This window comes from Streptomyces kanamyceticus (genome assembly GCF_008704495.1).
GTDB classification, from domain to species: Bacteria; Actinomycetota; Actinomycetes; order Streptomycetales; family Streptomycetaceae; genus Streptomyces; species Streptomyces kanamyceticus.
The window spans coordinates 5,726,664-5,752,557 of sequence record NZ_CP023699.1; the positions used below are offsets into that span (position 1 = coordinate 5,726,664).

Sequence of the window (25,894 nt, forward strand, 5' to 3'; positions counted from 1 at the left end):
CCGCCCCGGCTTCCCCTCCCGGACGGAGGCCGGGGTCCGGGTGGACGGGGGCGGGTCCCACGTGGCTGGTGTCGCGGGGGCTCGCCCCCGGGCCCCCGTCCATCGCCCTTCGGGCTCGTCCTCAAACGCCGGACGGGCTGAAACGGCCTTCCGCGCTCCGTCCGTCAGGTGTCCTCAAACGCCGGACGGGCTGAAAATGAAAGGGGAACCCCCCGTCATGCTCGACCACCTCATCAAGGGCGCGACCGTCGTCGACGGGACCGGTGGCCCCGCTCGTGTTGCCGACGTCGGCATGCGGGACGGGCGGATCGCTGTTGTCGCGGAGCCAGGGACCGTCGCGGAGGAGGCCCGGACCAGCGAAGACGCCCAGGGGCGAGTTCTCGCGCCCGGGTTCGTCGATCCGCATACGCACTACGACGCGCAGCTGTTCTGGGATCCGTACGCGACGCCGTCCCTGAACCACGGTGTGACCACCGTGGCGGGCGGCAACTGTGGCTTCACGCTCGCGCCGCTCAATCCGGCCCGTCCCGGCGACGCCGACTACACGCGGCGGATGATGTCCAAGGTCGAGGGCATGTCGCTGGTGGCGCTTGAGGAGGGCGCGCCGTGGTCGTGGAGTTCGTTCGGGGAGTATCTGGACGCGTTGGAGGGGCGGGTCGCCGTCAACGCCGGTTTCATGGTGGGGCATTGCGCGCTGCGCAGGTACGTCATGGGCGCGGACGCGGTCGGCGGGCAGCCCACCCCCGGGCAGCTGGCGGAGATGCTGAACCTCTTCCACGAGGCGATGGACGCGGGGGCCTGGGGGCTCTCCACCACGCAGTCCTCCACGCACTCGGACGGTGACGGGCAGCCCGTGGCGTCCCGGCACGCGAAGCCCGCCGAACTGCTCGCGCTCAGCAGGGCCGTCGCCGAGCACGAGGGGACGCAGCTCGAAGCGATCGTGGCGGGCTGTCTCGACCAGTTCAGCGACGACGAGATCGATCTGTTCGTGGAGATGAGCGCGGCGGCCGGGCGGCCGCTGAACTGGAACGTGCTCACCATCGACTCGGCCGTGCCCGAGCGCGTGCCGCGCCAGCTCGTGGCGAGCGAGCGGGCCCGCGAGGCGGGCGGCCGCATCGTCGCGCTGACCATGCCGATCCTCACGCCGATGAACATGTCGCTCGGCACGTTCTGCGCCCTGAACCTCATCCCCGGCTGGGGCGAGATCCTGGGCCTGCCGGTGCCCGAGCGCATCGCGAAGCTGCGCGAACCCGACGTACGCGCGGAGATGCTGCGGCGCGCGGGCAGCAAGGAGGCGGGCGTCTTCCGGCGGCTCACCGACTTCGCGCGGTACGTCATCGGGGACACGTACTCCGAGGCGAACGAGGGTCTCACCGGGCGCGTGGTGGCCGACATCGCGGCCGAGCGTGGCCTGGAGCCCTTCGAGTGCCTGGTGGAGATCTGCGCGGCCGACGAACTGCGCACGGTCCTGTGGCCGATGCCCACAGACAACGACCCCGACTCGTGGACGCTGCGCGCCGAGACCTGGCAGCACGAGGACGTCATGCTGGGCGGCTCGGACGCGGGCGCGCACCTGGACCGCATGTGCGGCGCCCCGTACACGACGCGCTTCATCGGCGACTGTCTGCGCGGCCGCAAGCTGGTCGGTCTCGAACAGGCCGTGAAGATGCTGACGGACGACCCGGCCCAGCTGTTCGGGCTGCGCGAGCGCGGCCGGATCGCCGAGGGGTACCACGCGGACCTGGTCCTCTTCGATCCGGAGCGGATCGACGCGGGCAAGGCGACGCTCGTCCACGACCTGCCGGGCGACAGCCCGCGCCTGGACTCCAAGGCGATCGGCGTCGACGCGGTCTGGGTCAACGGCGTCGAGGCGATCCGCGAGGACGTGGTGACCGGTGCCGTACCGGGGAAGATCCTGCGCTCGGGCCGCGACACGAAGACGGTGAGCACCACATGACGCGTACGGAACGGCTGTTCATCGGCGGCGAGTGGACCGAGCCCGACGGCGGGCACTACGAGGTGATCGACCCGGCGACCGAGGACGTCGTGGGGCTCGCGCCCGAGGCGAGCCGCGCGCAGGTGCACGCGGCGGCGTCGGCGGCCCGTGCGGCCTTCGCGTCCTGGTCCCGTACGAGCCCCGAGGAGCGGGCGGGCGTGCTGTCCCGCGCGGCCTCCGTGCTGCGCCGGGACGCCGCCGAGCTCGCCGGACTGGCGCAGGCCGAGACGGGCGCGACGACCGGTACGGCACACGGGATGCAGGTCGCGGTCGCGGTGGCGCGCTTCCAGCGGTACGCGAAGGGGGCCCTGGAACCGGTCGAGGAAGCGCTGCCGCCGCAGATCAACGAGGCGGGGCCGATGGGTAAGGCGGGCGTCATGGGCGCGGTCGCCGTGCGGCAGCCCGTCGGCGTCGTCACCTGCATCACCTCGTACAACAACCCTTGGGCGAACCCGGCGGGCAAGGTGGCGCCCGCGCTCGCCATGGGCAACACGGTGGTGGTGAAACCGGCGCCGCAGGACCCGCTCTCCGTGTACCGGATGGCGGCCGCGCTGGAGGAGGCGGGGGCGCCGCCCGGCGTGGTGAACGTCGTCTCCGGCACGGGCGTGGGCGTCGGCGAGGCGGCCGTGGACTCCCCGGACGTCGACATGGTGAGCTTCACCGGGTCGACGGCCGTCGGGCAGCGCATCGGCGAGGTGTGCGGTCGGGACCTGAAGCGGCAGTTGATGGAGCTGGGCGGCAAGGGAGCGGCGATCGTCCTCGACGACGCCGACCTGGACGCGGCCGCGGCGGGCATCGGCACGACGTTCTCCTTCTACAGCGGCCAGATCTGTACGGCGCCGACGCGCGTCATCGTCCAACGGGGCGTGTACGACGCCTTGTTGGAGAAGCTGGCGGCCTACATCGGGTACCTGAAGGTCGGTGACCCGAGGGAGAAGGGGACCATCGTCGGCCCGGTGATCTCGGCGGCGCACCGCGACCGCGTCGAGTCCTACGTCGAGCTAGGCCGCAAGGAGGGCGCGCGCGTCGTCGCGGGCGGCGAACGCCCCGCGTACGACAAGGGTTTCTACGTCGCACCGACCCTCCTGGCCGACTGCACCAACGACATGCGGGTGGTCAGGGAGGAGATCTTCGGCCCGGTGGTGGCCGTGGTCCCCTTCGACGCCGACGGCCCCGAGGCCGCCGAGGAGGCGGCGATCGCCCTCGCCAACGACAGCGACTACGGCCTCATCGACTACGTCTTCTCGGGCGATGTCGCCCGCGCGTTCCGGGTGGCCCGGCGCCTGCGGGCGGGCGGGGTCGGCATCAACACGATCGGCAGGAACATGGAGGCCCCGTTCGGCGGCTTCAAGAAGAGCGGGGTGGGGCGCGACGTCGGGTCGTACGCGCTGCATGCGTACAGCGAGCTGCAGTCGGTGGTGTGGCCGGGCTGAAGGGGTCGGCTGGCGCGGTACGCCTGGACTGGCGCGGTACGCCTGGATCGGCGCTGTACGCCTGGACCGGCGCTGTCCACCGGGGCTGGCGCCGTCTACCCGGGCCGCTGGTACCCGTCCAGGTGCTGCCCTCTCCCACCCGCCCGCCCCCACCCAGCGGGTCCTGTCGTCACCGGCTGCTGAGCGCCGACGGGTGCTGCCCGGCCCGCGTCGGGAATGACGTATCCCGAGGCCGTTGGTGCCCACCGGGCGAGGTCCTCCCGGGGCGCGGATGCCCCGGCCGGCGGGCCTGACTCCCGGCACCGATCCGCAGCTGCCGTCTCCCACCCACCCGCCCCCACCCAGCAGGCCTCGCTGCCCCCGGCTGCGCTAGGTCGACCGGTTGGGACCCCAGTGGGCGGGACAGGCCGGTCCGCGTCAGTTCTCGAAGTCCCCGGACTTCACACCCGCGATGAAGGCGGACCAACCGGCGGACGAGTAGTGCTGGGTGTCGCAGCCGGGGTCCTTGCTGTCGCGGACGGCGCGGCCGCCGGTCGCGGTGTGGGCGACCTCGACGCATTCCTGCTGGCCGCCCTGGGAGTAGCTGGACTTCCTGAACGCGGTGACGATTTCCTGGTCCTTCATTCCTCTTCTCTCTCCGTATCCGGGATATCCCGCAGTGCTCTGCGCAGGAAGGTCAGAGTCTGGTCCGGGGTGAGCGCGGCAGATCTGAGAGCTTCGAAGATCTGGGCGTGCTTCGCCATGTCCTCCGGCTCTTCGAGGAACACCGTGCTCGTCGTGGTGTCGAAGGCGACTGCTTCCGGCGCGGGCTCCGGGCCGAAGGTGAACTGGACGAAGTGCGACGTCATGTGGGCCGCCTGCCATTCGGCCGCCGGGAGCACCTGGATGCTGACGTTCTGGCGCTGAGCGACATTCAGGAGGTGGAGTAACTGCTCGCGGTGCACTTTGTGGGAAGGCATCGGCGAGGTGAGTGCGGGCTCCCAGATCACGGCTGCGAATCGGGCGCCGTTCTCCTCGATGACACGCCTGCGTTGCTGCCGGATGGTGGTCATCTCGTCCATTGCGTCGGCTGAGTAGACAGTCAGGCTGGCGCCCATCAGCGTGCGCACGTAGTCGTCGGTCTGCAGCAGGCCGGGGATGAAGAGCGGTTGCCATGTGCGAATGTACGTGGCGTCCGCTTCGAGGGTGATGATGTCCGCGTACTCAGGCTTCGCGGCCCAGGGGTAGTCCATCCACCAGCCGCGTTTGTTGGAGTCGCGAGCCAATTGCTCCAACTGCTCCTGGACCATGCGGTCCTTGACCCCGTACAGCTCCAGCATGAGCCGCACGTCTCCGGGACGCGCAGAGACCTGACCGGCTTCGATCCTGCTGACCTTGGTCTTGGACCCCACGATGTGATCCGCCGCGTGCTGTTGGTCGAGTTTCGCGGCCTCTCGATACTTCCTGAGGGCGGCGCCGAGACGCCGACTGCGGACCGTCGGCCGTCCACCTGCGGGCATGTGCCGCCTCCTCTGCTCCGTGTACCAGTCTGCCTGTCAATTGAAGCTAGTCGCTAGCCAGTTGCGACGCAGCGCTACTCGCAACTTTGCGTTTTAAGTTCGATTGCGAGTGCGTGGAGTTGCCCTCTACCGTGAGTTGCGTCACTAGGCGTATCGCTGGCTTGGCGCTCGGTGATCACGGCTCCGTCTGCCCGTCCCCTGGAGGACGCATGTCCGGACGTACGCACACCCAGAGATTCCGCCTCCGCAAGGACTCCGTCCCCGCTGCTCGACGCCACGTCGAAGTGACGCTTCGTGACTGGAAGTTAGGTGAGGTCGCGGAGGTCGCCGCCCTCGTCGTCAGCGAGCTGGCCACCAACGCCGTCGTCCATGCCAAGGGCATCGGAGAGTTCTTCGAACTGGCCCTCCGCCGCAGGGATGGTGTCCTCGTCGTCGAAGTCTCGGATTCCTGCCGGTGGCGGATGCCTGAAATCTCGAAACCGGAACCGGGGCCGAACGACATCACCGGACGCGGCCTGCTCATCGTCGACGCGATCGCCCAGGCGTGGGGTGTGCGGCCCCGTGACGAGGGCAAGACGGTCTGGGTGCGCCTGGATCTTCAGGGCCCCGATCGGCAGCTCCCGGCCGGTGGCGGTGGATCGCGCTAGGAGGGGGCGGGTGGGTGGGGTGAGGCAGGAAGCTGGCGGGGCCGGTCTGCGAGGTGGCGGCGGCTGACGTTCAGGCGTCCCGCGCCGCCAGCGCCGCGACCGCTGGAATCGCCGCGAATGCCTCGCGCATGTGTCGCAGGAGCGCCGCGCGGTCCTGCCGCGCGGTCTCCGGTGAGGTCCACGCCTCCAGGGCGCAGTGCCACGCGGCGAGCATGAGGTCGAGCAGCAGGCGGAACTCGGTGCGGCCCGGGGACTGTCCGGCGAGGCGGTCCGCCATGATCCGGGGGCGAGCGGTTCCCGTTCGGAGCCCTCTTCGGAAACGACCGCCGCCACAACCGCCAGATCGTCGCCTACTACCTGCTGGACGACGCCGCGGGCCTCGGCGCCGACCTCACCTGGCTCGCCGCGCTCACCGCCAGGGGCGAGCTGGACCCGCAAGTCGCCCTGCGCACCGACTCGACGCGGGTGGCGCACGCGGCCGCCGAACTGGCGGGCCGCCGCGTGCCGGGCAAGGCCGTCATCGACGTCGTCGACATCCGCTGAGCGGCTCCCCGACTCAGGCGCGGCCCAGGAAGATCGGGTTCGTGAAGGCCGACAGGGGGCCGGGCAGGCCCGGCACCACGGGGTCGTGGCGGACCTCCGCGCGTACGTATGCCGCGTACGACGCGGTGGTGCGCCACTCCAGCGTGCCCGCGCCGGACGCGGGGAGCACCGGGCCCGTGTGCAGGACGCCCTGGTCCGTGACGAAGCGGGGCGTGCAGCCGGGGGCGCCCTTCACGTCCAGGCGGACGGTGACCGGGGCGTCGCGGTCGACGGAGAGGCGCTCGCCGATGCCCGCGTGCTTGCCCCGGCCGCCCGCCGCGGAGAAGGAGAGGACGACGGACTTCGACTCGGCGACGTAGGAGCGGCCCTTGCGGATGCCGTCCTGGATGGCGTCGCGGGTCAGGTCGTCGGCGAGGACGACGGTCTGGGGGCTCCCGACGGGGTCGGGGTCGCGGTGCGCGTCGCTGTTGCCCATGGCCGGAATCCACGGCTTTCCGCCGCGTACGGAGGCGACGAGCATGCTGTCCCAGTCGGCGAGGGAGATCTCGTCGTCCGGCGTGTACGCGCCGTTCCACACCTCGACCGCGTCGGCCTCGCCGAAGCCGAACTTCCAGTTGCAGCCGACGCAGGTGGCGTGCGGATGGGCGGGCACGACGAGGCCGCCCGAGTCGCGGATCTTGCGCGCGTACCTGCCGAAGCGGTTGTCGCGGGCCCGGTAGCGCCAGTCGATGAACGTGCCGGGGTCCGTGCCGAGCGCGACCACGTGGCCGTTGCGGGTGGTGACCTCCTCGCCCAGCATGATCAGCAGGTCGTCGCCCGCGAGATCGGCCCAGTGCGGGTGTGCGGAGTGCGTGTTGTGCTCGGAGGAGTTGATGAAGTCGAGCCCCGCGGCGCGGGCGAGCGCCGCGATCTCGGCGAGGGTGCGCTTCCCGTCCGAGTACCAGGAGTGCAGATGGCAGTCGCCGCGGTACCAGGCGCGGCCCCGGCCCTTGGCGCGATCGGGCGGGTAGACGGGCTTCGGGGTCCGTCCTGGCGCGCCGTACGTGAGGGTGATCGTCACCTCGTACGGCAGCCCTTCGGGAGCGACCGTGTACGGGCCGAGCGCGATGTTCCACGTGCCCGCGCGGACCCGGCCCGCGACGTAGCCCGGCGTCGCGTCGTCGGCGCGGATGAAGAACTCGGTGCGGGCGCCGCCCGACCAGCCCCGGAAGCCCTTGCCGCCGAGCTCGGTGCCCTGTTCGTCGAAGACGCCGATGTCGAGCGCGTTGCCCTGCGTGCCCGCCGGGACCGTCGGCTTCTGGTAGGTGTACGCGACCCGGAGTTCGCTGACACCCTCGGGGATCTCCACGGGCAGATAGACGAAGTCGGGCGCGCCAGGGGGGAGGGTCCCGCGGACGGTTCTCGTCTCGCGGGTGCCCGCCTCCTTGCCGCTGTCCTGCCCCGGCTGCGGGGCGCGCCGCTCGGCGCCACTGGCGAAGCTCACGCCGTTCAACGTAAGCGCGGCGGCGGCTCCCGTCACGAACAGTCCGCGCCTGTTCATTCCCCCGTGCTGCGGGTGGTCCTCGCACATGCTGCGGCTCCCAGGGTGTCGGTGGTGACGTGGGTGGTGCGTGCAACCCTGGTATTGAGCCGTGAACTGTGCCGCAAGGGAAGGAGATTGACGGACTTACGCCCGGTGTCCGGGGCGTGGCCCCGGACAGGCCCTAGGCGGAGGTGACCTCGGCGACGACGTCGTACAGGCCGGGGTTGGGCGTCACCGATTGCCCGGCCTCGTCGAGTGCCGCCCGGGTGCGTGCCGAGAACTGGATGTCGGCGATGGCCGCCTCGTACAGCTCCTCGCTCGTCCAGTGCGAGATGTTGACGAGCTGGAAGCGGGTGTCCGTGGAACGGGCCCTGTGCAGACGGGAGTCGACGAACCCCGGCTTGCCCCGCATGAGGTCGACCCGCTTCTCCCAGCCGGAGATGAACTCGTCTAGGTCGACGCCGTCGATCTCGAAGACATTGATGAAGGTGACGGGCGAGCCGCCCGACGTGTCGTTGTGCTGGCTGTCTGTCGTCATGCCACGCAGCCTAATCGGGGCCTCCGCCGCCCGGCGGAGGCGGTGTGGCCCGACGGCGGACGTGCGGGGCGAGGGAGCCGATCAGGATCGGTGGTGCGCGGCGAGAGCATCTCGCCGTGGTCTCAACGAGACGTTCCAGTAAGGGAGTTACCCCGTGTCCACTTGTACGAAGTCCGCCCGCGCCGCCACCCTGTTCGCCGCCTTCGCCGTCCTCGCGGCCACCGTCGGAGCCGCCTCCGCGTCCACCGTCGGAGCCGCCTCCGCGTCCAGCTCGCAGGACGCGCCCGCGACCGGCTCAGGCCCCGTCACCTCCACCCTCAAGGGCTCGGCCCGGTTGGCCTATCCCGTGCCCACCGAGGACATCCGGGTCAGCGTCGACGCCCGCTCCGACTACAAGAGCGCGGACTGGTCCCTGCCCGAGCCCGGCAAGTCGTCGGGCACCTTCCGCATCGTCCACCGGGGCGACCCCGTCGACGGCAAGCCGGGCTGGGTCAACTGGGGTGAGTTCAAGGTCGACTGCTTGAGCACCGGAGGGCCCACCGCGACCGTGACCGGACGCATCGTGCGCGCGGGCGGCGATACCGGCGCCTGGGACGACTACGTGAAGCGGGGCGTCCGGATGGGGGTCAGTTTCTACGTCGGCGACAAGTCCGGCGACAAGAAGGGCGGTGCCCCCAGTCGCGTCGGGATCACCGCGGGCAACAAGGAGGGCGAGCCGATGCTGACCAAGTGCATGGCCTCGGCCGCCGATTCCCCGGTGATCGAGGGCGGGTACACGCTCAAGGACAAGTTCCCCGCGCGCTAGAGCGCCCCCGCCGCCACCAACACCGCCTCGGTCTCCGGATGCGGCCCGGAAGCCCCCTGCCGCGCCCAGCGCAGCGGCGTGCTCCCCGTGCCGTGATCCTCCCGGAGGTTGGGGTCGGCGCCGTGGGCGAGGAGTTCGCGGACCGTGTCGGTGTGGCCCCACGCGGCGGCCCCGCACAGGGGTGTGCCGTCGGTCAGGCCCGTGCTCTCGGTGTCGGGCCGCGCGCCCGCCCGCAGCAGGACCCGCACCGTGTCGGTGGCGCCGTGCACCGAGGCGACGTAGAGCGCGGTCGTGCCGTCGGCGTCGGGCAGTTCGGGGTCGAGTCGCCCGGAGCGCAGCAGCTCCCTGACCGCGGCCGTCTCGCCGAGCATCGCGGCGAACACCAGTCGATTGGTCAGTTTTTTCCGCTTACGTCGGGTCACGTGTGTCAGGGTAGTCAGCCCCTGGCCATGGACCAACCGGGTTTCTGGGGATAGGAAGTGCTCCACGGCGGCTCCACGTCGGCACTACGTCGGCTCCACGGCGCTGCCGCCGCAAGTCTCGCCCACGCCTCCCCGGAGGGAACCCGTGCGCATCTCCGCGACGCTCTACATGACCGACGGGACGATCAGTCCGGTACGCCTGGCCGGTGAGTTGGAGGGGCGGGGCTTCGGCGGGCTCTACCTCCCCGAGCACACCCACATCCCCCTGTCCCGCGAGACCCCCTACCCGGGCGGTGAACTCCCGCCCGAGTGTGCCCGGATGCTCAGCCCCTTCGTCGCCCTCGCGCAGGCCGCCGCCGTCACCCAGCGGATCACGCTCGGCACCAACATCGCCCTGGTCGCCCAGCACGACCCGATCGACCTCGCCAAGCAGATCGCGACGCTCGACCACCTCTCGGGCGGCCGCGTCACCCTCGGCGTCGGCTACGGCTGGAACCGCGAGGAGGCCGCCGACCACGGCGTGGAGTGGACGCGCAGACGGGCCGTCGTACGGGACGGGATGGCGGTCATGCGAGCGCTGTGGTCCGATCAACCAACGGCGTACGAAGGGGAGTTCGCGTCCGTACGGGCCAGTGAGGTGCACCCCAAGCCGCTGCTCGCGCCCCGCAAGCGGCTCGGCAAGGGCCCGCTGTTCGGGCCGCGCACGCTCATCGGGGGCGCGGCCGGGCCCGGGCTCTTCGCGCACATCGCGGAGTACGCCGACGGCTGGATGCCGATCGGCGGCAGCGGCCTGCGCGAGGCACTGCCCGTGCTGCGGCAGGTGTGGGCGGACGCCGGGCGGGAACCGGACGATCTGTACGTGGCGGTGACGGCCGTGCAGCCGGAGGCGGGCAAGCTCGCGCACTACGCGGAACTCGGCATCGACGAGGCGGTCGTGCAGCTGCCCCCGGCGGGCGCGGCCGAGGTGTGCGCCGCCCTCGACGCCCACCAGCGCCACCTTCGGTGACCTGCGGTGCCGCGCCGATGTCAGGACGGAGCGTGACCCGAGATCGGGCAGCGGAAAGGGCGGAGATCAGTGAGCGGAAGTATCTGTAGGAGTCACGTGTTGTCGCTCGTATGCTCGGAGACATGACCAACAGCGCGCAGCCCCCCGAGGCCGGACGACCCACCGCCAACGCCATGCGGCGCGCGCTCAGGCGGGCCAGGGACGGCGTCGCGCTCGACGTCACGGAGGCCGCCGTGCTGCTCCAGGCGCGCGGCGAGGACCTCGACGACCTCACGGCGTCGGCCGCGCGGGTGCGCGACGCGGGTCTTGAGGCCGCGGGCCGCCCGGGCGTCATCACGTACTCGAAGAGCGTGTTCATCCCGCTCACCAGGCTCTGCCGTGACAAGTGCCACTACTGCACCTTCGTGACCGTCCCCGGCAAGCTGCGCCGCGAGGGCCACGGGATGTTCATGTCCCCGGACGAGGTCCTGGACATCGCCCGCAAGGGCGCCGAACTGGGCTGCAAGGAAGCGCTGATCACCCTCGGCGACAAGCCGGAGGACCGCTGGCCCGAGGCGCGCGAGTGGCTGGAGGCCGAGGGGTACGACGACACCATCGCGTACGTCAGGGCCATCTCGATCCGCATCCTGGAGGAGACGGGCCTGCTCCCGCACCTCAACCCCGGCGTGCTCACCTGGACGGACTTCCAGCGGCTCAAGCCGGTCGCGCCCAGCATGGGCATGATGCTGGAGACCACGTCCGAGCGGCTGTGGTCCGAGCCCGGCCAGCCCCACTACGGCTCGCCCGACAAGGAGCCCGCCGTGCGCCTGCGGGTCCTGGAGGACGCGGGCCGCTCCTCCGTGCCGTTCACCAGCGGGCTGCTCATCGGGATCGGCGAGACGTACGAGGAGCGCGCCGACTCGCTGTTCGCGCTGCGCCGCGTCGCGCGGTCGTACCACGGCGTCCAGGAGCTGATCATCCAGAACTTCCGCGCCAAGCCGGACACGGCGATGCGCGGCATGCCCGACGCCGAGCTCGACGACCTGGTCGCGACGGTCGCCGTGGCCCGGCACATCATGGGCCCATCGGGCAACATCCAGGCGCCGCCCAACCTCGTCGACGGCGAGTACAAGCGGCTCATCGGCGCGGGCATCGACGACTGGGGCGGCGTCTCGCCCGTCACCATCGACCACGTCAACCCCGAGAAGCCCTGGCCGGGCATCGACGAACTCGCCGAGCGGTCGGCGGCGGAGGGCTTCACGCTCCGAGAACGCCTCTGCGTCTACCCGGAGTTCGTACGCCGCGGTGAGCCCTGGCTCGACCCGCGTCTGCTGCCGCACGTGCGCGCCCTCGCCGACCCGGAGACCGGCCTCGCCAGGCCCGACGCCGTGGTCGAGGGCCACCCGTGGCAGGAGCCCGACGAGGGCTATGTCGCGGCAGGGGGCCGCACCGACCTGCACCGCACCATCGACACCACCGGGCGCACCGGCGACCGGCGCGACGACTTCGACGAGGTGTACGGCGACTGGGACGCGCTGCGCGAGCAGGCGGCGCCCGGCATGGTGCCTTCCCGCATCGACGGCGACGTGCGCACCGCGCTGAAGCAGGCAGCCGACGACCCGACGAAGCTCACCGACGACGAGGCGCTCGCGCTGCTGCACGCCGACGGGCCCGCGCTCGACGCGCTGTGCTCCGTCGCGGACGACATCCGCAAGACGGTCAACGGCGACGACGTCACGTACATCGTCACGCGCAACATCAACTTCACCAACGTCTGTTACACCGGCTGCCGCTTCTGCGCCTTCGCCCAGCGCAGGACCGACGCCGACGCCTACACCCTCTCCCTGGACCAGGTCGCCGACCGGGCGGCGCAGGCGTGGGACGTCGGCGCGGTCGAGGTCTGCATGCAGGGCGGCATCCACCCCGACCTGCCGGGCACCGCCTACTTCGACATCGCCCGGGCGGTGAAGGAGCGCGTGCCGGGCATGCACGTGCACGCCTTCTCGCCGATGGAGGTCGTCAACGGCGCGACCAGGACCGGACTCTCCATCCGCGAGTGGCTCAGCGCCGCCAAGGAGGCGGGGCTCGGCTCCATCCCCGGCACGGCCGCCGAGATCCTCGACGACGAGGTGCGCTGGGTCCTCACCAAGGGCAAGCTGCCGACCGCCACCTGGATCGAGGTGGTCAAGACCGCGCACGAGCTCGGCATCCGGTCGAGCTCGACGATGATGTACGGGCACGTGGACCAGCCGCGACACTGGCTCGGCCACTTCCGTACGCTCGCCGCCATCCAGCAGGAGACCGGCGGCTTCACGGAGTTCGTGACGCTGCCCTTCATCCACACCAACGCGCCGGTCTATCTGGCCGGGATCGCCCGGCCAGGTCCGACCACCCGCGACAACCGCGCGGTGACCGCCATGGCGCGCGTGCTCCTTCACCCGCACATCCCCAACATCCAGACCAGTTGGGTCAAGCTCGGCCAGGAGGGCGCCGCCGAGATGCTCAGGTCGGGCGCGAACGACCTGGGCGGCACGCTGATGGAGGAGACCATCTCCCGCATGGCGGGCTCCAGTTACGGCTCGTACCGCTCCATCGAGGACCTGATCGCCATCGCGGACGCGGCGGGCAGGCCCGCGAAGCCGCGTACGACGCTGTACGGGGAGGTGCCCGAGGAGCGGCAGCGGGCGGCGCTGGCATCGGACGGGCATCTGCCGGACCTGCTGCCGGTACTGGACAGCTGAGCGGGGGCGCCCTCATCAGTGGGGGCGCCCCGTCAGGGGGTTCAGTGGCCCAGCGGCTCACCGAACAGGGCCTGCTTCTCCGGGACGCCGACCGCGGCGGGTCCGAACGACGTGATGCCCGTGACGGTCAGACCGCCCGCTGAGCCCCGCAGGTGCCAGGCGGCGCCGGAATCCACGTACGCCCCGTCCTCGTAGGGAGCCGTCGCCGTCAGGTCGGCCTTGTCGTCCTTGTTCGTGTCGGAGAGCAGGACCTCGGTGCCGAAGTTGTCGGACTCCTCGGAGGCGCCGGGCACGCCCGCCGTGGACTGGTGGAAGGCCTGCGAGCCCGTGCCGGTGAGGCCCGCGCGCGAACCCTTGAGCAGGACGGTGCTGCCCGCGTTGACGACCGACTCGATGTCCTCGCCGGGGACGCCGACGGCGACGTCCGCGTAGCCGTCGCCGTTCACGTCGCCCGCGCTGATCGCGGCGCCGAACTCGTCGCCCTTCTCACCGACGCCGGGCACGCCCGCCGTGTCCTGGGTGATCTTCGCGGTGCGGGTCGTCGAAGGCCCGGCCGCGGTGCCGTACTTGATGAGGATCGTGCCCTTCTGGTAGGGCATGTCCTCGAAGTTGCCGCCGATGTCGCGGACGATCAGGTCGCCGTAGCCGTCCTTGTCGACGTCCGCGATCGCCCCGCCCATGGAGGGCGCGAGCCGCTGCGAGGTGGTGCTGACGCCGTTCTTGCCGCCCTTCCAGAACTGGCTGGCGTTCGCCATCTCCTCGAAGCCGTGGTTGCTGACGATGTCGTCCGCGCCGTCGCCGGTGAGGTCGCCGGTGACGAAGCCGCCGGGGCCGAAGGTCTGGCTGGTGACGACGGCCTGGGTGCTCGCGGGCTTGCCGTCGCGCGTGAACGGGCCGTACGAGATGGTCATGCCCTGGTCGTCGTTGTCGGGGTCGTCGCTGCGCGGGTAGTCGGCCGTGACCAGGTCGCGCTTGCCGTCGCCGTTGAAGTCACCTGCTGTGACGCGCGCGCCGACCCAGGGCAGTTCGGCGCTGCCCTCGCCGGTCAGGCCCGCCGCGGAGCCCCACAGGACGACGGCCTTGCCGTCGTTGCCGTTGACGACGAGGTCGGTGTAGCCGTCGCCGTCGAGGTCGGCGCCGGCCGTCCCCATGCCGAACCGGCCCCACTCCTTGGGCTCCCCCGGCACGCCGGGGGTGGCGCGGCTGATGGTCTTGGCGTGCGCGACGTCGGGACCCTTGACCGAGCCGTACACGATCGAGACGTGGCCGGGGGTAGTGCTTTCCGGGTCGCCGATCGCGGAGATCACGAGGTCGGCGTACCCGTCGTGGTTGAAGTCGGTGACCGGGGCGCGCGGCGGTACGGGCGCGGCCGACGCGGAGCCCGCGGTGGCGACGAGCGCGAGCGGCGTGGCGAGCGCGGCGGCCGCGACGGCGGCGATGAGAGAGCGACGCACTGGTCCTCCTGTGGGGAGCGTCTGTGGCGTAGGGGGAGACAGGCGGTCCGCGAGGATGGTTGTACACCGGGCAGCCTCTTGTGCGTGGGGTGGGTGTTCCGTGCCTTTCCGTCACCGTTCACCTGGCCGACGGCCGCGCGCGGCGGCCCGCATGCGCGAGACTGGGCCCAGGCGGGCGGCGGGGGAGAGGGCGATGGCGCGGGCGAGAGTGTCGATGCAGGGGCTCATCCGGCAGCGGCGGCGGGCGGGTTTCGTGGGGCGGCGCGACGAACTGCGCGCGTTCGGCGAGAACTTCGAGTTTCCACCCGAGGACGACCGGCACCGCTTCCTCTTCCATGTGCACGGCCCGGCGGGCGTCGGCAAGACCTCGCTCGTGCGGGAGATGTCCCAACTCGCCACCGGGCGTGGTGCTTTCGTCGTGTACGTCGACGAGGCGACGGTCGACGTTCCTTCCGTGCTGGCCGAGACCGCCGCTCAATTCGCCCAGCAGGGGCGGACGGTGAAGGCGTTGGAGCGCTCACTCGCCGCCTACCGGCAGCGCGCCCACGAGGCCGTCGCGGCGGCGGCCCGCGAGCCGGGGCCCGACGTGCCGTCGGCGGGCAGCGCCGCGATGGCCCGCGCCGGGGTCGTCGGACTCGGCATGGTCCCGGTGGTGGGAGCCTTCGCCGGGGTCGTCGACGCGGACCGGGTCGCGCACGGCGCCGACCGGCTGCGGGCCCGCTTCCGCAGTCAGGAGGACGCCCGTCTGGTCCTGGAGCCCGAGCGCGTCCTGACGCCCGTGCTCCTGGCCGAACTGACGGAGGCCGCCGACGCGGCGCCGTGGCTCGTGCTGTTCTTCGACACGTACGAACGCACCGCGCCGTTCCTGGACCGCTGGCTGCACGAGGTGATGACGACCGACCGGCACGGTGAACTGCCCGCCAACGTCGTGGTGGTGACCGCAGGGCAGCGCCCCCTGGACCCGGCCCGCTGGGACGGCGCGGCGGACTTCGCCGTCGAGCTGCCGCTGCGGCCCTTCACCGAGACCGAGGCGCGCGACCTGCTCACCGCCAAGGGGGTCACCGAGGAACCGGTGGTCACCGAGGTGCTGCGCCTCTCGGGGCGGCTGCCCGTGCTCGTCTCCACGCTCGCCGAGACCGGGCCCGCGGCCCCCGACGACGTCGGCGACCCGAGCGCCACGGCCGTGGAGCGCTTCCTGAAGTGGGAGCAGGACCCGGTGCGCAGGGCCGCCGCGTTGGACTGCGCGCTGCCCCGGCGGCTCGACGAGGAGATCGTGCGGGCCGCCGCGGACGGGGGCGGCGAGGTCCCCGCCGAGCTGTTCGGATGGCTGCGCGCCCTGCCGTTCGTGCGCGCCGACCGCACCGGCGCCGCCCGCTACCACGACGTCGTACGCGCCCCGATGCTCCGCCTGCGCCGCACCACCGCGCCCGCGCTGTGGAGTTCGGGCCACACCCGGGTCGCCGGGCTGTACGCGCGGCGCCGCGCCGCCGTCGAGGAGGAGCTGCGGAGTGCGGCGGGCCGCCCCTGGATGCACCCGGGGTGGCGTGCGCTGCGCGTCGAGGAGCTGTACCACCAGCTGTGCGCGGGACCGAGGGCCGCGCTCCCCGGCGTACTGCGCGAGGGGATCGAGGCCTGCCGCGCGGGCACCGCGACCGCCCGCGAATGGGCGCGGGCGGTCGCGGACGCCGCCGACGACACGGACGCGGAGCACCTGCGGGCCTGGGCCGACGACTGCCGCGCCGCGCTCGCCGACGAACGCACCGGCGCCCTCGACGTCCTGGAGCTCTTCCTGGCCCGTCCCGGCCTCGACGACGCGGGCCGGGTGGCCGCCTACAACGTGCACGGACTGCGGCTCTTCCACCTGGGACGGCTGCGCGAGGCGCTCGGCGACCACGAGCGGGCCATCGCGCTCGACCCCGCCGACCCGTGGGGCCACCACGGCCTCGCCATCACCTACCGGGCCCTCGGCGAGTACGAGACGGCGCTCCACCACCTGGACGCCGCCGACGCGGTGGTGCCCGGCGCGGAGTGGGTGGCCCGCGACAGGGGCGAGACCTACCGCCGCATGGGCCGCCCGGCCGACGCCCTGCCCTGGCTGGACCGCGCGCACGCCATCGACCCGAGCGAACCGCTGACGCTGGGCAGCCGCGGGCAGGTCAAGTTCGTCCTCGGCCGCCCCCACGAGGCCCTGGCCGACCTGGACCGCGCGCTCGCCCTGTGGCCCGACTACCCCTGGGCGCTGGCCCGCAGGGCCCACATCAGGCATGCCGTCGGCGATGTCGCGGGGGCCTTCGCCGACCTGGACCGCGCCGCGGAACTGGACCCGGACGGCGCGCGCATCCATGGCGAACGCGGCGACGTGCTGCGCTTCTCGGACCGCCACGAAGAAGCCGTCGCCGCCTACGACACGGCGCTCGCGATAGACCCCGGCTACGCGTGGGCGTGGGGCAGCAGGGCCCTGTCCCTCGAAGCCCTCGGGCGTACGCGGGAGGCGGTGGCGTCACTGGACGAGGCGCTGCGCATCGACCCGGAGTACGGGTGGGCGCGCGAGCAGCGGGAGCGGATCACGGGACCAACCGGCTAGCTCCGGTGGAGAGTTCGGCCGTCCAGGGGGAGACTGGCGGCAGTGCTGGGCAGAGCTGGTCAGCGGGAAACGGGGGAGAGTCGATGGCGCAGGCCGATGCGGCGGAGCCGTCCATGCAGGAGCTGATCCGCCGTAGGGGCAGGGCCGGTTTCATCGGCCGCCGCGGCGAACTGGCCGCGTTCCGCGAGAACTTCGACGTACCGCCCGCCGACCTGCGCCACCGCTTCCTCTTCCACGTCCACGGCAACGCGGGCGTCGGCAAGACGTCTCTCGTGCACGAGATGGAGCAGCTCGCCCGCGAGCGCGGCGCCCTGACCGCGTACGTCGACGAGTCGGTGGGCAGCGTCCCCGAGGCGATGGCCGCCATCAGTGCCGAATTCGCCCGCCAGGGGCGGCGGTTGAAGGAGCTCGACCAGATCCTCACCACACACCGCGAGCGCCGCCACGAGGCGGAGTCGGCCCCGGCGGGGCCGCCCGCGGGGGCGCAGGGCGCCGAGCCCGCCCCGTCCGGGGGCAGCATGACGGTGGCCCGCGCGAGCCTGGTGGGGCTCGGCCTGGTGCCGGGCGTCGGCGCGTTCGCGGGCGCCGTCGACCCGGCCCAACTGGCCCAGGGCGCCGACAGGTTGAGGGCGAGTCTCAGTGCCCGCTTCCGCAATCAGGAGGACGTCCAGCTGGTCCTGTCCCCCGAGCGCGTCCTCACCCCGGTGCTCCTGAGGGAGCTGGCGCAGGCCGCGAAGGCGGTGCCGTGGGTCGTGCTGCTCTTCGACACGTACGAACGGACGTCGCTGTTCCTCGACGGCTGGCTGCACGAGGTGATGACGACCGAGCGGCACGGCGCCCTTCCCGCCAAGGTCGTCGTGGTCACGGCGGGCCAGCAGCCCTTCGACACCACCCGCTGGGGCGGCTACGCGGACTACGTCACGGACGTGCCGCTGGGCCCCTTCACCGAGGAGGAGTCGCGCGGCCTCCTCGCGGGCAAGGGCGTGGTCGCCGAGCCGGTGATCGAGGAGGTGCTCCGCCTCTCCGGCGGGCTGCCCGTCCTCGTGTCGACCCTCGCGGAGAACCGGCCCACCGAGCCGGACGACGTGGGCGACCCGAGCGTCACGGCGGTGGAGCGGTTCCTGAAGTGGGAGCAGGACCCGGTGCGCCGGGCGTCCGCGCTGGCGTGCGCGCTGCCCAGGCGGCTCGACGCGGACGTGGTCGGGGCCGCGGTGGCGGGGGTGTGCCAGGAGGCCGAGGTGCCCGGCGTCTTCGCCTGGCTGCGGAGCCTGCCGTTCGTCAGCGACCGGGGCGACCGGCTGCAGTACCACGACGTGGTGCGCGCGCCGATGCTGCGCCTGCAGCGGCACCGCTCGCCGCGCGGCTGGGCGGAGCTGCACGGGCTGCTCGCCCGGACGTTCGGGCAGTGGCGGTCGGGCGCCGCCGCGGGCCGCGAGGACAAGGAGCTGTGGATGGACGAGGCGTGGCGCGAGCTGCGCATCGCCGAGTCCTACCACCTGCTGTGCGGGTCGCCGAGGACCGCGCTGCCCGCCGTCCTCGGGGACTTCGTCGAGGCCTGCGACGTGGGCAGGGGCGTGGCCCAGCGGTGGGCGAGGCTCCTGGTGGACGCCGGGGAGGACGCGGAGGCCGAGGCGGTCGGCGCGTGGGGCCGCGATCTGCTTGCGGCCCTCGGGCAGGGCGCGGGACCCGCGGCGCTGCAGCTGCTGCTCGACCGGGCGGGCCTGGACACGGCGGTCCAGGCGGTGGCGCGTCAGGTGCGGGCGCGCGACCTGCGGGAGAGCGGCCTGCACGCGGAGGCCCTCGCCGAGTACGACCGGGCCTTCGCGCTCGACCCCGAGCTGGAGCGCACCCACTACGGCAGGGGCGTCACCTACTGGTACATGGACGACGAGGCCGCCTCCCTCGCCAGCCTGGACCGCGCCGTGGAGCTGAGCCCCGACCTGGCGAGGACGTACTCGATGCGGGGCGAGGTCTACCGCAACAGCGGGCGCCTGGAGGAGGCGCTGCGGGACCTGGACCGGGCCGTCGAGCTCGACGCGACGGACGAGGAGGCGCTGGCTAGCCGGGGCTGCCTCCACCACACGCAGGGGCGGCACGACGCGGCCCTCGCCGACCTGGACCGCGCCATCGCGCTCGCCCCCGACTACGTGTGGGCGCTGGTCCGCAGGGGCATGACGCGGGTCGACCTCGACCAGTACGACCGGGCTCTTGTGGACCTGAACCGCGCGGTGGAGCTGGCGCCCTCGCTGGGCTGGGTGGTCTGCGACCGGGGCAACGCCCTGCGCACCGCAGACCGCGACGAGGAGGCCCTCGCCGACTACGACAAGGCGATCGAACTCGGCGCCGACAACTGGACGGCGTACGCGGGCCGCGGTGTGTCACGGGGCAACCTGGGGCGGCGCGAGGAGGCGATAGCCGATCTGGACCGGGCCCTCGAACTCGCCCCGGACTACGCGTGGGCGCGGGCCCACCGGGCCAAGGTGCTCCAGGAGATGGGCGAGTACGAGAAGGCGCTGGCGGACGCGGACCGGGCCAAGGAGCTCTCGCCCGACACCGACTGGATCCTCTACTACCGGGCGACCGCGCTCTACTTCCTGGACCGGTACGAGGAGGCCCGCGCCGATCTGGACCGGGCCATCGAACTGGACCCCGAGTACCACGCGGCGCTCTGCCGCAGGAGCCTCCTGCTGCGTCAACTCGACCTGTACCACGAGGCGTTCGCCGACCTGGACCGGGTCATCGGGCTCGAACCCCGGTCGGGCTGGGCCCTGCGGCTGCGGGCCGGGCTCGCCTCGGCCACCGGAAGGACCGAGCGGGCCCTCGCCGACCTCGCCGCCTACGCCGAGTGCGGCGCGGAGCCGGACTGGGCACGCCGCGCGCGGGCCGACGTCCACCTCTGGCTGGGCCGTCCCGACCTGGCACTGGACGACCTGCGGCCCGACGCGGAGGCCGGGGGCGCCGACGGCGCGGAGGAGCTGGCCAAGACGTACCTCAGGAGGGGGGAGTGGGCGCGGGCCCGCGCGGCGGCGGAGCGGCTCGGCGAACAGGACGCGGAGACCACCGCCATCATGGTCGCCATCGTGGTGACCTGCGCCGAGGGCGCGGCCGCCGCGGCCCCGCTCTGGCGCGGGGTCGAACGGCTCGCGGCGGAGACGGGCACCGACTCGGTCTGGCTGGACTTCCTGTACGCCGTGATCGCCGTGGGGCGGGGCGACTGGGCCGCGCTCGACGCCCGCCTCGCCGGTGTTCTCGGCCCGGGCCTCGCCGCTCTCGAATGGGACGACCTGGCGGAGATGGCCGGGTTCCTCGCCGACCTCCTGAAGGCCCCGGGGATGGACCGCGCCCGTCTCGGCCCGCGGCTCGCCCGCGTCGCCGCGGCCAGGGACGCCTTCGGCGCGCGGTACGCGGAAGGCGCCGTCGCGGCGCCGGGGGCGCCCGGTTCACCGGACGTCTGACGAGCGGAGTTGGACGTCTGGTGGACGTGGTTCGGGGACTCCGTGAACGTCGTTCAAAAGCGACCTCAGGGGCGACTCCGCGCATACCACTTGGCACCTGAACCGATCGTTCCCGGTCGATTACAGTGCTGCGCAGTCGCAACCGGTCGAGCCACGGAAGGGGGCCAGGTGGGCACTGCAGCAGCCACCGGTGTCTGGGGCCGCGCCGAGCAGCAGGACTTCCGCAGCCGGGTGCGCGGCACCCTGCTCGGGTCCGCCGTGGGGGACGCCTTCGGGGCGCCCGTGGACGGCCTCTCCCTCGACGCGATACGCGAGGCGCACGGCGCCGAGGGGCTCACCGAGCCCGCCCTCGCGCACGGCAGACGCGGCGCCGTCACCGCCGCCACCCAGCTGACCCTGTTCACCGTCGACGGACTCATACGCGCCCAGGTGCGCCGCGACACCGGGGCCTGGCACCCGCCGACCGACCTGCACCGCGCCTACCGCCGCTGGGCCGCCACCCAGAGCGACTGGGGCCCCGACGAGCGGCGCGAGGAGGACGGCTGGCTGGCCCGCGAGGAGTGGCTGTACGCACGGCGCGACCCCGCGCGGGCCTGTCTGCTCGGCCTCGCCGACGAGGTGATGGGCACCCTCGAAGCACCCAAGAACCCCGACGACCCCGGCGCGGGGGCCGCCACCAGGTCCGCGCCCTTCGGCCTGCTCGTCGGCTGGGAGCCGGGGCTCGTCCTGCAGCTCGCCGTCGAGTGCGCCGTCCAGACCCACGGCCACCCCACCGCCTATCTCGCGGCGGGCGCGCACACCGTCATCGTGCACGGCCTGGCCCGCGGCGAATCCCTCGACGGCGCGATCCAGCGGACCCTCGCCCTGCTCGCCGCCCGCCCTGGCCAGCAGCCCGTCTCGGACGCGCTCCGGCACGCGCTCGGCGCCGTACGCCAGGGCATGCCGACGCCGGCGCGCGTGGAGGAGCTCGTCGCGGACGGCACGGCGGAGGGCGCGCTCGCCGCCGCCGTGTACTGCGCCCTGGTCGGCGAGGACATCCGGCACGGGCTGCGGCTCGCCGTCAACCACGGCGGCGCGTCGGCCGCGGCGGGCGCGCTCTGCGGGGCGCTGCTCGGCGCGCTGCACGGCGAGACGGCCCTGCCGCCCGGCTGGCTCACCGAGCTGGAGGGCCGCGCCACCATCCTGGAACTCGCGGACGACTTCGCGATGGAGATGACCCAGGGCCCCGCGCTGCACGGGCCCGCTCTCTCCTCACCGGGGTGGCTGGCCCGCTATCCGCGCGCCTGAGGCTCCGCGGCGGGGGAGGGCACGGCGGCCGCTCCCGCCGAGCCGTCGTCGTCGTCCGTGTTGAGCTTCTCGATGAGCGCGTCACGTTCCGGGGTGTCCTCCGGCTTCACGAAGCCGATGACGATGTAGAGGACGAGCGAGACGGCCAGCGGGATCGACACCTGGTACTGCAGGGCGACGCCGCCCTCGACCGCGTCGTCGATCGGGTAGTTGACCAGGTAGAAGGCGAAGAGCCCGGCCGCCCAGCTGGTCAGCGCCGCCGTCGGTCCTGACTTGCGGAACGTCCGCAGCAGACCCAGCATCATCGGGATCGCGATCGGGCCCATCAGACCGGCGACCCACTTGATGACGACCGTGATGATGTCCTTGAACGTCGGCGAGTTCACCTGCGTGGCGACCGCCATGGACAGACCGAGGAAGACCACCGTGGTCAGGCGGGCGGCGATCAGTCCCTTGCGTTCGCTCCAGGCCCTGGCCTTCGCGGAGAACGCGGGCGCCACGTCCCGGGTGAAGACCGCGGCGATCGCGTTGGCGTCGGAGGAGCACATGGCCATGGTGTGCGAGAAGAAGCCGACGATGACCAGGCCCAACAGGCCGTGGGGGAGCAGCTGTTCGGTCATCAGGGCGTACGCGTCCGAGCCGTCGGGCTTCTTCGCGTCGACGAGCAGCGGCGACATCCACATCGGGAAGAAGAGCACGACGGGCCAGACCAGCCACAGGGCCGCGGAGAGCTTCGCGGAGCGCGCGGCCTCCTTGGCGTTGGCGGTCGCCATGTAGCGCTGCGCCTGGTTGAGCATGCCGCCGTTGTACTCGAAGAGCTTGATGAAGAGGAACGCGAGCAGGAACACCGTGCCGTACGGGCCGACCAGCGGCTTGCCGTGACCGGCGAGTTCGGGCTCGTCCCACACGCCGAAGAAGCCGCCGTGCGGGCCGAGTTTGCCGACGACGGCGACGAACATGGCGATGCCCGCGAGGAGTTGGATGATGAACTGGCCGAGCTCGGTCAGCGCGTCGGCCCACAGGCCGCCGATGGTGCAGTAGATCGCCGTGATCACGCCGGTGATGAGGATGCCCTGGTTGAGCGAGACCCCGGTGAAGACGGACAACAGGGTCGATATCGCTGCCCACTTGGCGCCCACGTCCACGATCTTGAGCAGCATGCCGGACCAGGCGAGCGCCTGCTGGGTGCCGAGGTTGTAGCGGTTCTTCAGGTACTCCAGGGGGGAGGCCACGTGCAGCCGCGAGCGCAGCCGGTTGATGCGGGGGGCGAAGAGCCTGGCGCCGATGGCGATGCCGAGCGCGATGGGGAAGGACCAGGTGACGAAGGACGTCACGCCGTACGTGTACGCGATGCCCGCGTACCCGGTGAACATCACCGCGCTGTAGCCGGACATGTGGTGGGAGATGCCCGAGAGCCACCAGGGCATCTTGCCGCCGGCGGTGAAGAAGTCACTGACGTTGTCGACCCGCTTGTGGGACCACACGCCGATCGCGACCATCACGCCGAAGTAGCCGATGAGCACGGCCCAGTCGAGACTGTTCATATGGCCCTCCAGGGGTCCGCCTGGTGAACTGCGCATAACTGGCTCGCACTTCGCCAGTACCGGCCGACGAGCCCGGAAACGGCCCGCAAGTGCCCGCTCATCGTGGGTTCGGGCGGACATCGCCGACAACCGTCCGCGAGGTCAAGAGCAAGTAAAATCGTTCGGTTAGCTGATCTATGTTCATGGATGTGACCAGCGAGTGGCATGCCCCGAACACACAAAAGCCGCACGGGAGTTGATTCCCGTACGGCTTTGGGGGGGCGCCCCGTAAGGGGCGCGGGGAACTGCGCGACCAGCCCCCGCCGGCCCGCAGCGTGAAACGAGATGTCAGCGCATCAGTTCCCCGGCGTTGACCAACAGCGACTGCCCGGTGATGGCCCGAGCCCGCTCGGACGCCAAAAAGGCGACCGCATCAGCCACGTCCCCGTCCGTGGCAAGATCGGGCAGCGCCATACGGGAGGCGAGGCGCCCACGAACCTCCGCCTCCGGCACGCCCTCCGCATGCGCGGTGAACTGGACGTACGCCTCGACGGGCGGCCCCCACATCCATCCGGGCAGCACCGTGTTGACCCGGATCCGGTCAGGACCCACCTCGTGCGCGAGCGAGTACATCGCCGAGGTCAGCGCACCCTTGGACGCCGCGTACGCGGCCTGCCGCACCTGCGAGGGCGCGGCGATCGCCGACTGCGTGCCGATGAAGACCACCGAACCGCCCCGCCGCTCCCTGAGCGCGGGCAGGCACGCGCGCGTCATCCGCAGGGTGCCGAGGAGATTGACGTCGATGACCTGCCGCCAGGTGTCGAAGTCGGCGTCCTCGATCCCGCCGAAGTAACTGTCCCAGGCGGCGACGTGGACCACGGCGTCAATTCCGCCGAAGCGCTCGGCCGCCAGCGCGGCGAGGGCCCGGCACTGGGACTCGTCGGTGATGTCGGTGGCGCGGTAGGCGGTGCGGGTGCCCTCCGGGTCGATCTCGGCGGCGGACTTCGCGAGGTTCGCCTCCGTGCGCGCCCCGAGCACGGCGTTGCCCCCGTCGCGCACGACGGCGGCCGCGACCTGGTGGCCGAGCCCGGCGCCGACGCCCGAGACGACGACGGTTTTTCCTTCGAGGAGCGACGACGGCATGGGCGCCTCCCGGCTCTGGCAGTTTTGCTGACGGGGCGTCAGAGTATGGGCGTCCACCGGAGGAAGGAAGGGGAGAGACGTGAGTGATGACCCCAGCGCGGGCGCCCGCGAGGACATCCGCGCGGCCGCCCGCGAGGACACCCACAGCGACACCTACGCCGAACTGGCCGCCGTCGGGCCCTACGGCGTCCATCCGGGGCACGCCCTGATCACCATGGTCGAGCCGCACCCGGGCCACGAGTTCGCGTACAACCGCTGGTACGAGGACGACCACTACTACGCGGGCGCGATGGCCATGCCCTGGATGTACGCCGGCCGCCGCTGGGTGGCCACGCGCGCGCTCCAGCGGCTGCGCTACCCCGACAAGTCCGCGATCGCGGAGCCGGTCACCGCGGGGTGCTACCTCTCCACGTACTGGGTGACGGAAGGGCGCTACGACGACCACATGAAGTGGACCGTGGGGATCAACAAGCGGCTCAACCGCGACGGCCGTGTCTACCAGGACCGCACCCATGTCTTCACCTCCTTCCAGGACCACGAGGCGACCGTCTACCGGGACGGCGCCGCGGGCCCGCGCGACTTCCACGCGATGGACCACCCGTACAAGGGGCTCGTCCTCGAAGTCGTCGACGCCGAAGGCCCGGCGGAGCGGGCCGAGTTGCTGGAGTGGCTGCGCTCGCGCCACCTGCCGCGCGCGCTCGCCGGTTCGCCCGCCGCGATGGTGACGCTCTTCCGGCCGACGCCGCTGCCGGGGGACCGGATGACGTACGTGAAGCAGGTCGAGGGCGTGGACACCAGGCTGACGCTGCTGTGGTTCCTCCAGGAGGATCCGCGGGAGTGCTGGGAGGCACACTTCGCCGCGCGGGACGCCGCGGTCGCCGAATCGGGTCTTGGCCGGGTGGAGTTGGTGGCTCCGTTCATCCCGACGGTGCCGGGAACCGATCGGTACGTGGACGAACTGCGCTGAGGCAAGGCCGAGCCCCCTCGGCCGGGACGGCGGGCCAGTCGAGAGGGCTCATTCGGTGCTGCTCTGTTCGGTTCGGATCGGTGCTGCTCTGTGTGGTTGTCGCGGGCGGAGTCCAGGTCTATCAACCGAGGTCGGCTGCTCCCCGGCTCACCTCGGTGACGAACGCGTTCCACGAGGCGGTGGGGAAGGCGAGGACCGGGCCCTCGACGACCTTGGAGTCACGGACCGAAATTCCCTGCCGCAGCGGGGATTTCACCTCGACGCATGCGCCGTTTCCGGTGGAATAGGAAGACTTGACCCACGAATTCGACGCGCCTTGCTGAATTGCCATGTCTGCTCCGGTCTGTCCA

At 72.1% G+C, this 25,894-nt stretch carries 20 protein-coding genes; 10 read left to right on the top strand and 10 right to left on the bottom strand.

The features are described from left to right. Positions 1 to 217 precede the first annotated feature (217 nt). Together CP970_RS24685 and CP970_RS24690 are read left to right on the top strand one after the other, a co-directional pair. On the top strand, positions 218 to 1,957 hold the full coding sequence (locus tag CP970_RS24685) for an N-acyl-D-amino-acid deacylase family protein (RefSeq protein WP_055555593.1): 1,740 nt from the start codon (positions 218 to 220) through the stop codon (positions 1,955 to 1,957). Continuing rightward, entirely contained in the window at positions 1,954 to 3,429 is a 1,476-nt protein-coding gene (locus tag CP970_RS24690) for an aldehyde dehydrogenase family protein (RefSeq protein ID WP_150493915.1), read from the top strand. Before CP970_RS24685 ends, CP970_RS24690 begins: the two co-directional genes overlap by 4 nt. Before the next feature lie 417 nt (positions 3,430 to 3,846). Here CP970_RS24690 and CP970_RS24695 read toward each other — a convergent pair whose 3' ends face one another. Continuing rightward, positions 3,847 to 4,053, bottom strand: coding sequence for a DUF397 domain-containing protein (locus CP970_RS24695; RefSeq protein ID WP_055547662.1), 207 nt, complete (start codon positions 4,051 to 4,053; stop codon positions 3,847 to 3,849). Beyond that, positions 4,050 to 4,928 carry a helix-turn-helix domain-containing protein gene (locus CP970_RS24700; protein ID WP_055547660.1) on the bottom strand — a complete coding sequence of 293 codons (879 nt, stop codon included), beginning with the start codon at positions 4,926 to 4,928 and terminating at the stop codon, positions 4,050 to 4,052. The genes CP970_RS24695 and CP970_RS24700 overlap by 4 nt, the downstream gene beginning before the upstream one ends. Before the next feature lie 209 nt (positions 4,929 to 5,137). On the opposite strand from CP970_RS24700, the gene CP970_RS24705 reads away from it, so the two are divergent. Continuing rightward, positions 5,138 to 5,575, top strand: a complete 438-nt coding sequence (locus CP970_RS24705) for an ATP-binding protein (RefSeq protein WP_079043520.1) — start codon at positions 5,138 to 5,140, stop codon at positions 5,573 to 5,575. Positions 5,576 to 5,645: 70 nt separating this feature from the next. Here the strand turns inward: CP970_RS24705 and CP970_RS24710 are convergent, their stop codons facing one another. The 3 genes from CP970_RS24710 to CP970_RS24725 form a co-directional block, all read right to left on the bottom strand. Beyond that, positions 5,646 to 5,852, bottom strand: coding sequence for a hypothetical protein (locus tag CP970_RS24710; RefSeq protein WP_055547656.1), 207 nt, complete (start codon positions 5,850 to 5,852; stop codon positions 5,646 to 5,648). 279 nt (positions 5,853 to 6,131) lie between these two features. Further along, on the bottom strand, positions 6,132 to 7,688 hold the full coding sequence (locus CP970_RS24720) for a CehA/McbA family metallohydrolase (RefSeq protein ID WP_055547652.1): 1,557 nt from the start codon (positions 7,686 to 7,688) through the stop codon (positions 6,132 to 6,134). Between the two features lie 133 nt (positions 7,689 to 7,821). After that, complete coding sequence (locus CP970_RS24725) at positions 7,822 to 8,178, bottom strand: antibiotic biosynthesis monooxygenase family protein (RefSeq protein WP_055547650.1); 357 nt, start codon at positions 8,176 to 8,178, stop codon at positions 7,822 to 7,824. A gap of 154 nt (positions 8,179 to 8,332) precedes the next feature. Here CP970_RS24725 and CP970_RS24730 point away from each other — a divergent pair, with 154 nt between their 5' ends. Continuing rightward, complete coding sequence (locus CP970_RS24730; protein WP_055547648.1) at positions 8,333 to 8,983, top strand: hypothetical protein; 651 nt, start codon at positions 8,333 to 8,335, stop codon at positions 8,981 to 8,983. Here CP970_RS24730 and CP970_RS24735 read toward each other — a convergent pair. Continuing rightward, entirely contained in the window at positions 8,980 to 9,405 is a 426-nt protein-coding gene (locus CP970_RS24735; RefSeq protein ID WP_107098937.1) for an ankyrin repeat domain-containing protein, read from the bottom strand. The two genes, CP970_RS24730 and CP970_RS24735, sit on opposite strands and share 4 nt — an antisense overlap. A gap of 145 nt (positions 9,406 to 9,550) precedes the next feature. On the opposite strand from CP970_RS24735, the gene CP970_RS24740 reads away from it, so the two are divergent. Together CP970_RS24740 and CP970_RS24745 are read left to right on the top strand one after the other, a co-directional pair. Then, a complete protein-coding gene (locus tag CP970_RS24740; RefSeq protein WP_055547646.1) occupies positions 9,551 to 10,411 on the top strand; it encodes a TIGR03619 family F420-dependent LLM class oxidoreductase in 861 nt (286 codons plus the stop codon). Positions 10,412 to 10,533: 122 nt separating this feature from the next. Next, entirely contained in the window at positions 10,534 to 13,131 is a 2,598-nt protein-coding gene (locus CP970_RS24745) for a bifunctional FO biosynthesis protein CofGH (protein WP_055547664.1), read from the top strand. 41 nt (positions 13,132 to 13,172) lie between these two features. Here CP970_RS24745 and CP970_RS24750 read toward each other — a convergent pair whose 3' ends face one another. Beyond that, positions 13,173 to 14,585 (bottom strand): FG-GAP and VCBS repeat-containing protein, encoded by a 1,413-nt coding sequence (locus CP970_RS24750; RefSeq protein ID WP_150493917.1) that lies wholly within the window; start codon positions 14,583 to 14,585, stop codon positions 13,173 to 13,175. Positions 14,586 to 14,778: 193 nt separating this feature from the next. Here CP970_RS24750 and CP970_RS24755 point away from each other — a divergent pair, with 193 nt between their 5' ends. From CP970_RS24755 to CP970_RS24765, 3 genes are all read left to right on the top strand, one after another. After that, a complete protein-coding gene (locus tag CP970_RS24755; protein WP_224058667.1) occupies positions 14,779 to 17,169 on the top strand; it encodes a tetratricopeptide repeat protein in 2,391 nt (796 codons plus the stop codon). A gap of 83 nt (positions 17,170 to 17,252) precedes the next feature. Continuing rightward, entirely contained in the window at positions 17,253 to 20,624 is a 3,372-nt protein-coding gene (locus CP970_RS24760) for a tetratricopeptide repeat protein (protein WP_079043126.1), read from the top strand. A 168-nt stretch (positions 20,625 to 20,792) separates the two neighbouring features. Then, a complete protein-coding gene (locus CP970_RS24765) occupies positions 20,793 to 21,911 on the top strand; it encodes an ADP-ribosylglycohydrolase family protein (protein ID WP_055543739.1) in 1,119 nt (372 codons plus the stop codon). Here the strand turns inward: CP970_RS24765 and CP970_RS24770 are convergent. Both CP970_RS24770 and CP970_RS24775 read right to left on the bottom strand, forming a co-directional pair. Next, a complete protein-coding gene (locus CP970_RS24770; protein WP_055543738.1) occupies positions 21,896 to 23,455 on the bottom strand; it encodes a sodium:solute symporter family protein in 1,560 nt (519 codons plus the stop codon). The genes CP970_RS24765 and CP970_RS24770 overlap by 16 nt on opposite strands. Before the next feature lie 327 nt (positions 23,456 to 23,782). Next, entirely contained in the window at positions 23,783 to 24,577 is a 795-nt protein-coding gene (locus CP970_RS24775) for an SDR family oxidoreductase (RefSeq protein ID WP_055543737.1), read from the bottom strand. A 115-nt stretch (positions 24,578 to 24,692) separates the two neighbouring features. Here CP970_RS24775 and CP970_RS24780 point away from each other — a divergent pair, with 115 nt between their 5' ends. Continuing rightward, entirely contained in the window at positions 24,693 to 25,544 is an 852-nt protein-coding gene (locus tag CP970_RS24780; protein ID WP_055543742.1) for a hypothetical protein, read from the top strand. A gap of 121 nt (positions 25,545 to 25,665) precedes the next feature. Here CP970_RS24780 and CP970_RS24785 read toward each other — a convergent pair whose 3' ends face one another. Then, positions 25,666 to 25,875, bottom strand: a complete 210-nt coding sequence (locus CP970_RS24785; RefSeq protein WP_055543736.1) for a DUF397 domain-containing protein — start codon at positions 25,873 to 25,875, stop codon at positions 25,666 to 25,668. Between the last annotated feature and the right edge of the window lie 19 nt (positions 25,876 to 25,894).

Bases quoted from the DNA above. Each gene is read 5' to 3' on its own strand.
- CP970_RS24685 (WP_055555593.1), top strand. From the start codon at position 218: ATGCTCGACCACCTCATCAAGGGCGCGACCGTCGTCGACGGGACCGGT.
- CP970_RS24690 (WP_150493915.1), top strand. From the start codon at position 1,954: ATGACGCGTACGGAACGGCTGTTCATCGGCGGCGAGTGGACCGAGCCC.
- CP970_RS24695 (WP_055547662.1), bottom strand. From the start codon at position 4,053: ATGAAGGACCAGGAAATCGTCACCGCGTTCAGGAAGTCCAGCTACTCC.
- CP970_RS24700 (WP_055547660.1), bottom strand. From the start codon at position 4,928: ATGCCCGCAGGTGGACGGCCGACGGTCCGCAGTCGGCGTCTCGGCGCC.
- CP970_RS24705 (WP_079043520.1), top strand. From the start codon at position 5,138: ATGTCCGGACGTACGCACACCCAGAGATTCCGCCTCCGCAAGGACTCC.
- CP970_RS24710 (WP_055547656.1), bottom strand. From the start codon at position 5,852: ATGGCGGACCGCCTCGCCGGACAGTCCCCGGGCCGCACCGAGTTCCGC.
- CP970_RS24720 (WP_055547652.1), bottom strand. From the start codon at position 7,688: ATGTGCGAGGACCACCCGCAGCACGGGGGAATGAACAGGCGCGGACTG.
- CP970_RS24725 (WP_055547650.1), bottom strand. From the start codon at position 8,178: ATGACGACAGACAGCCAGCACAACGACACGTCGGGCGGCTCGCCCGTC.
- CP970_RS24745 (WP_055547664.1), top strand. From the start codon at position 10,534: ATGACCAACAGCGCGCAGCCCCCCGAGGCCGGACGACCCACCGCCAAC.
- CP970_RS24755 (WP_224058667.1), top strand. From the start codon at position 14,779: ATGGCGCGGGCGAGAGTGTCGATGCAGGGGCTCATCCGGCAGCGGCGG.
- CP970_RS24760 (WP_079043126.1), top strand. From the start codon at position 17,253: ATGGCGCAGGCCGATGCGGCGGAGCCGTCCATGCAGGAGCTGATCCGC.
- CP970_RS24770 (WP_055543738.1), bottom strand. From the start codon at position 23,455: ATGAACAGTCTCGACTGGGCCGTGCTCATCGGCTACTTCGGCGTGATG.
- CP970_RS24775 (WP_055543737.1), bottom strand. From the start codon at position 24,577: ATGCCGTCGTCGCTCCTCGAAGGAAAAACCGTCGTCGTCTCGGGCGTC.
- CP970_RS24785 (WP_055543736.1), bottom strand. From the start codon at position 25,875: ATGGCAATTCAGCAAGGCGCGTCGAATTCGTGGGTCAAGTCTTCCTAT.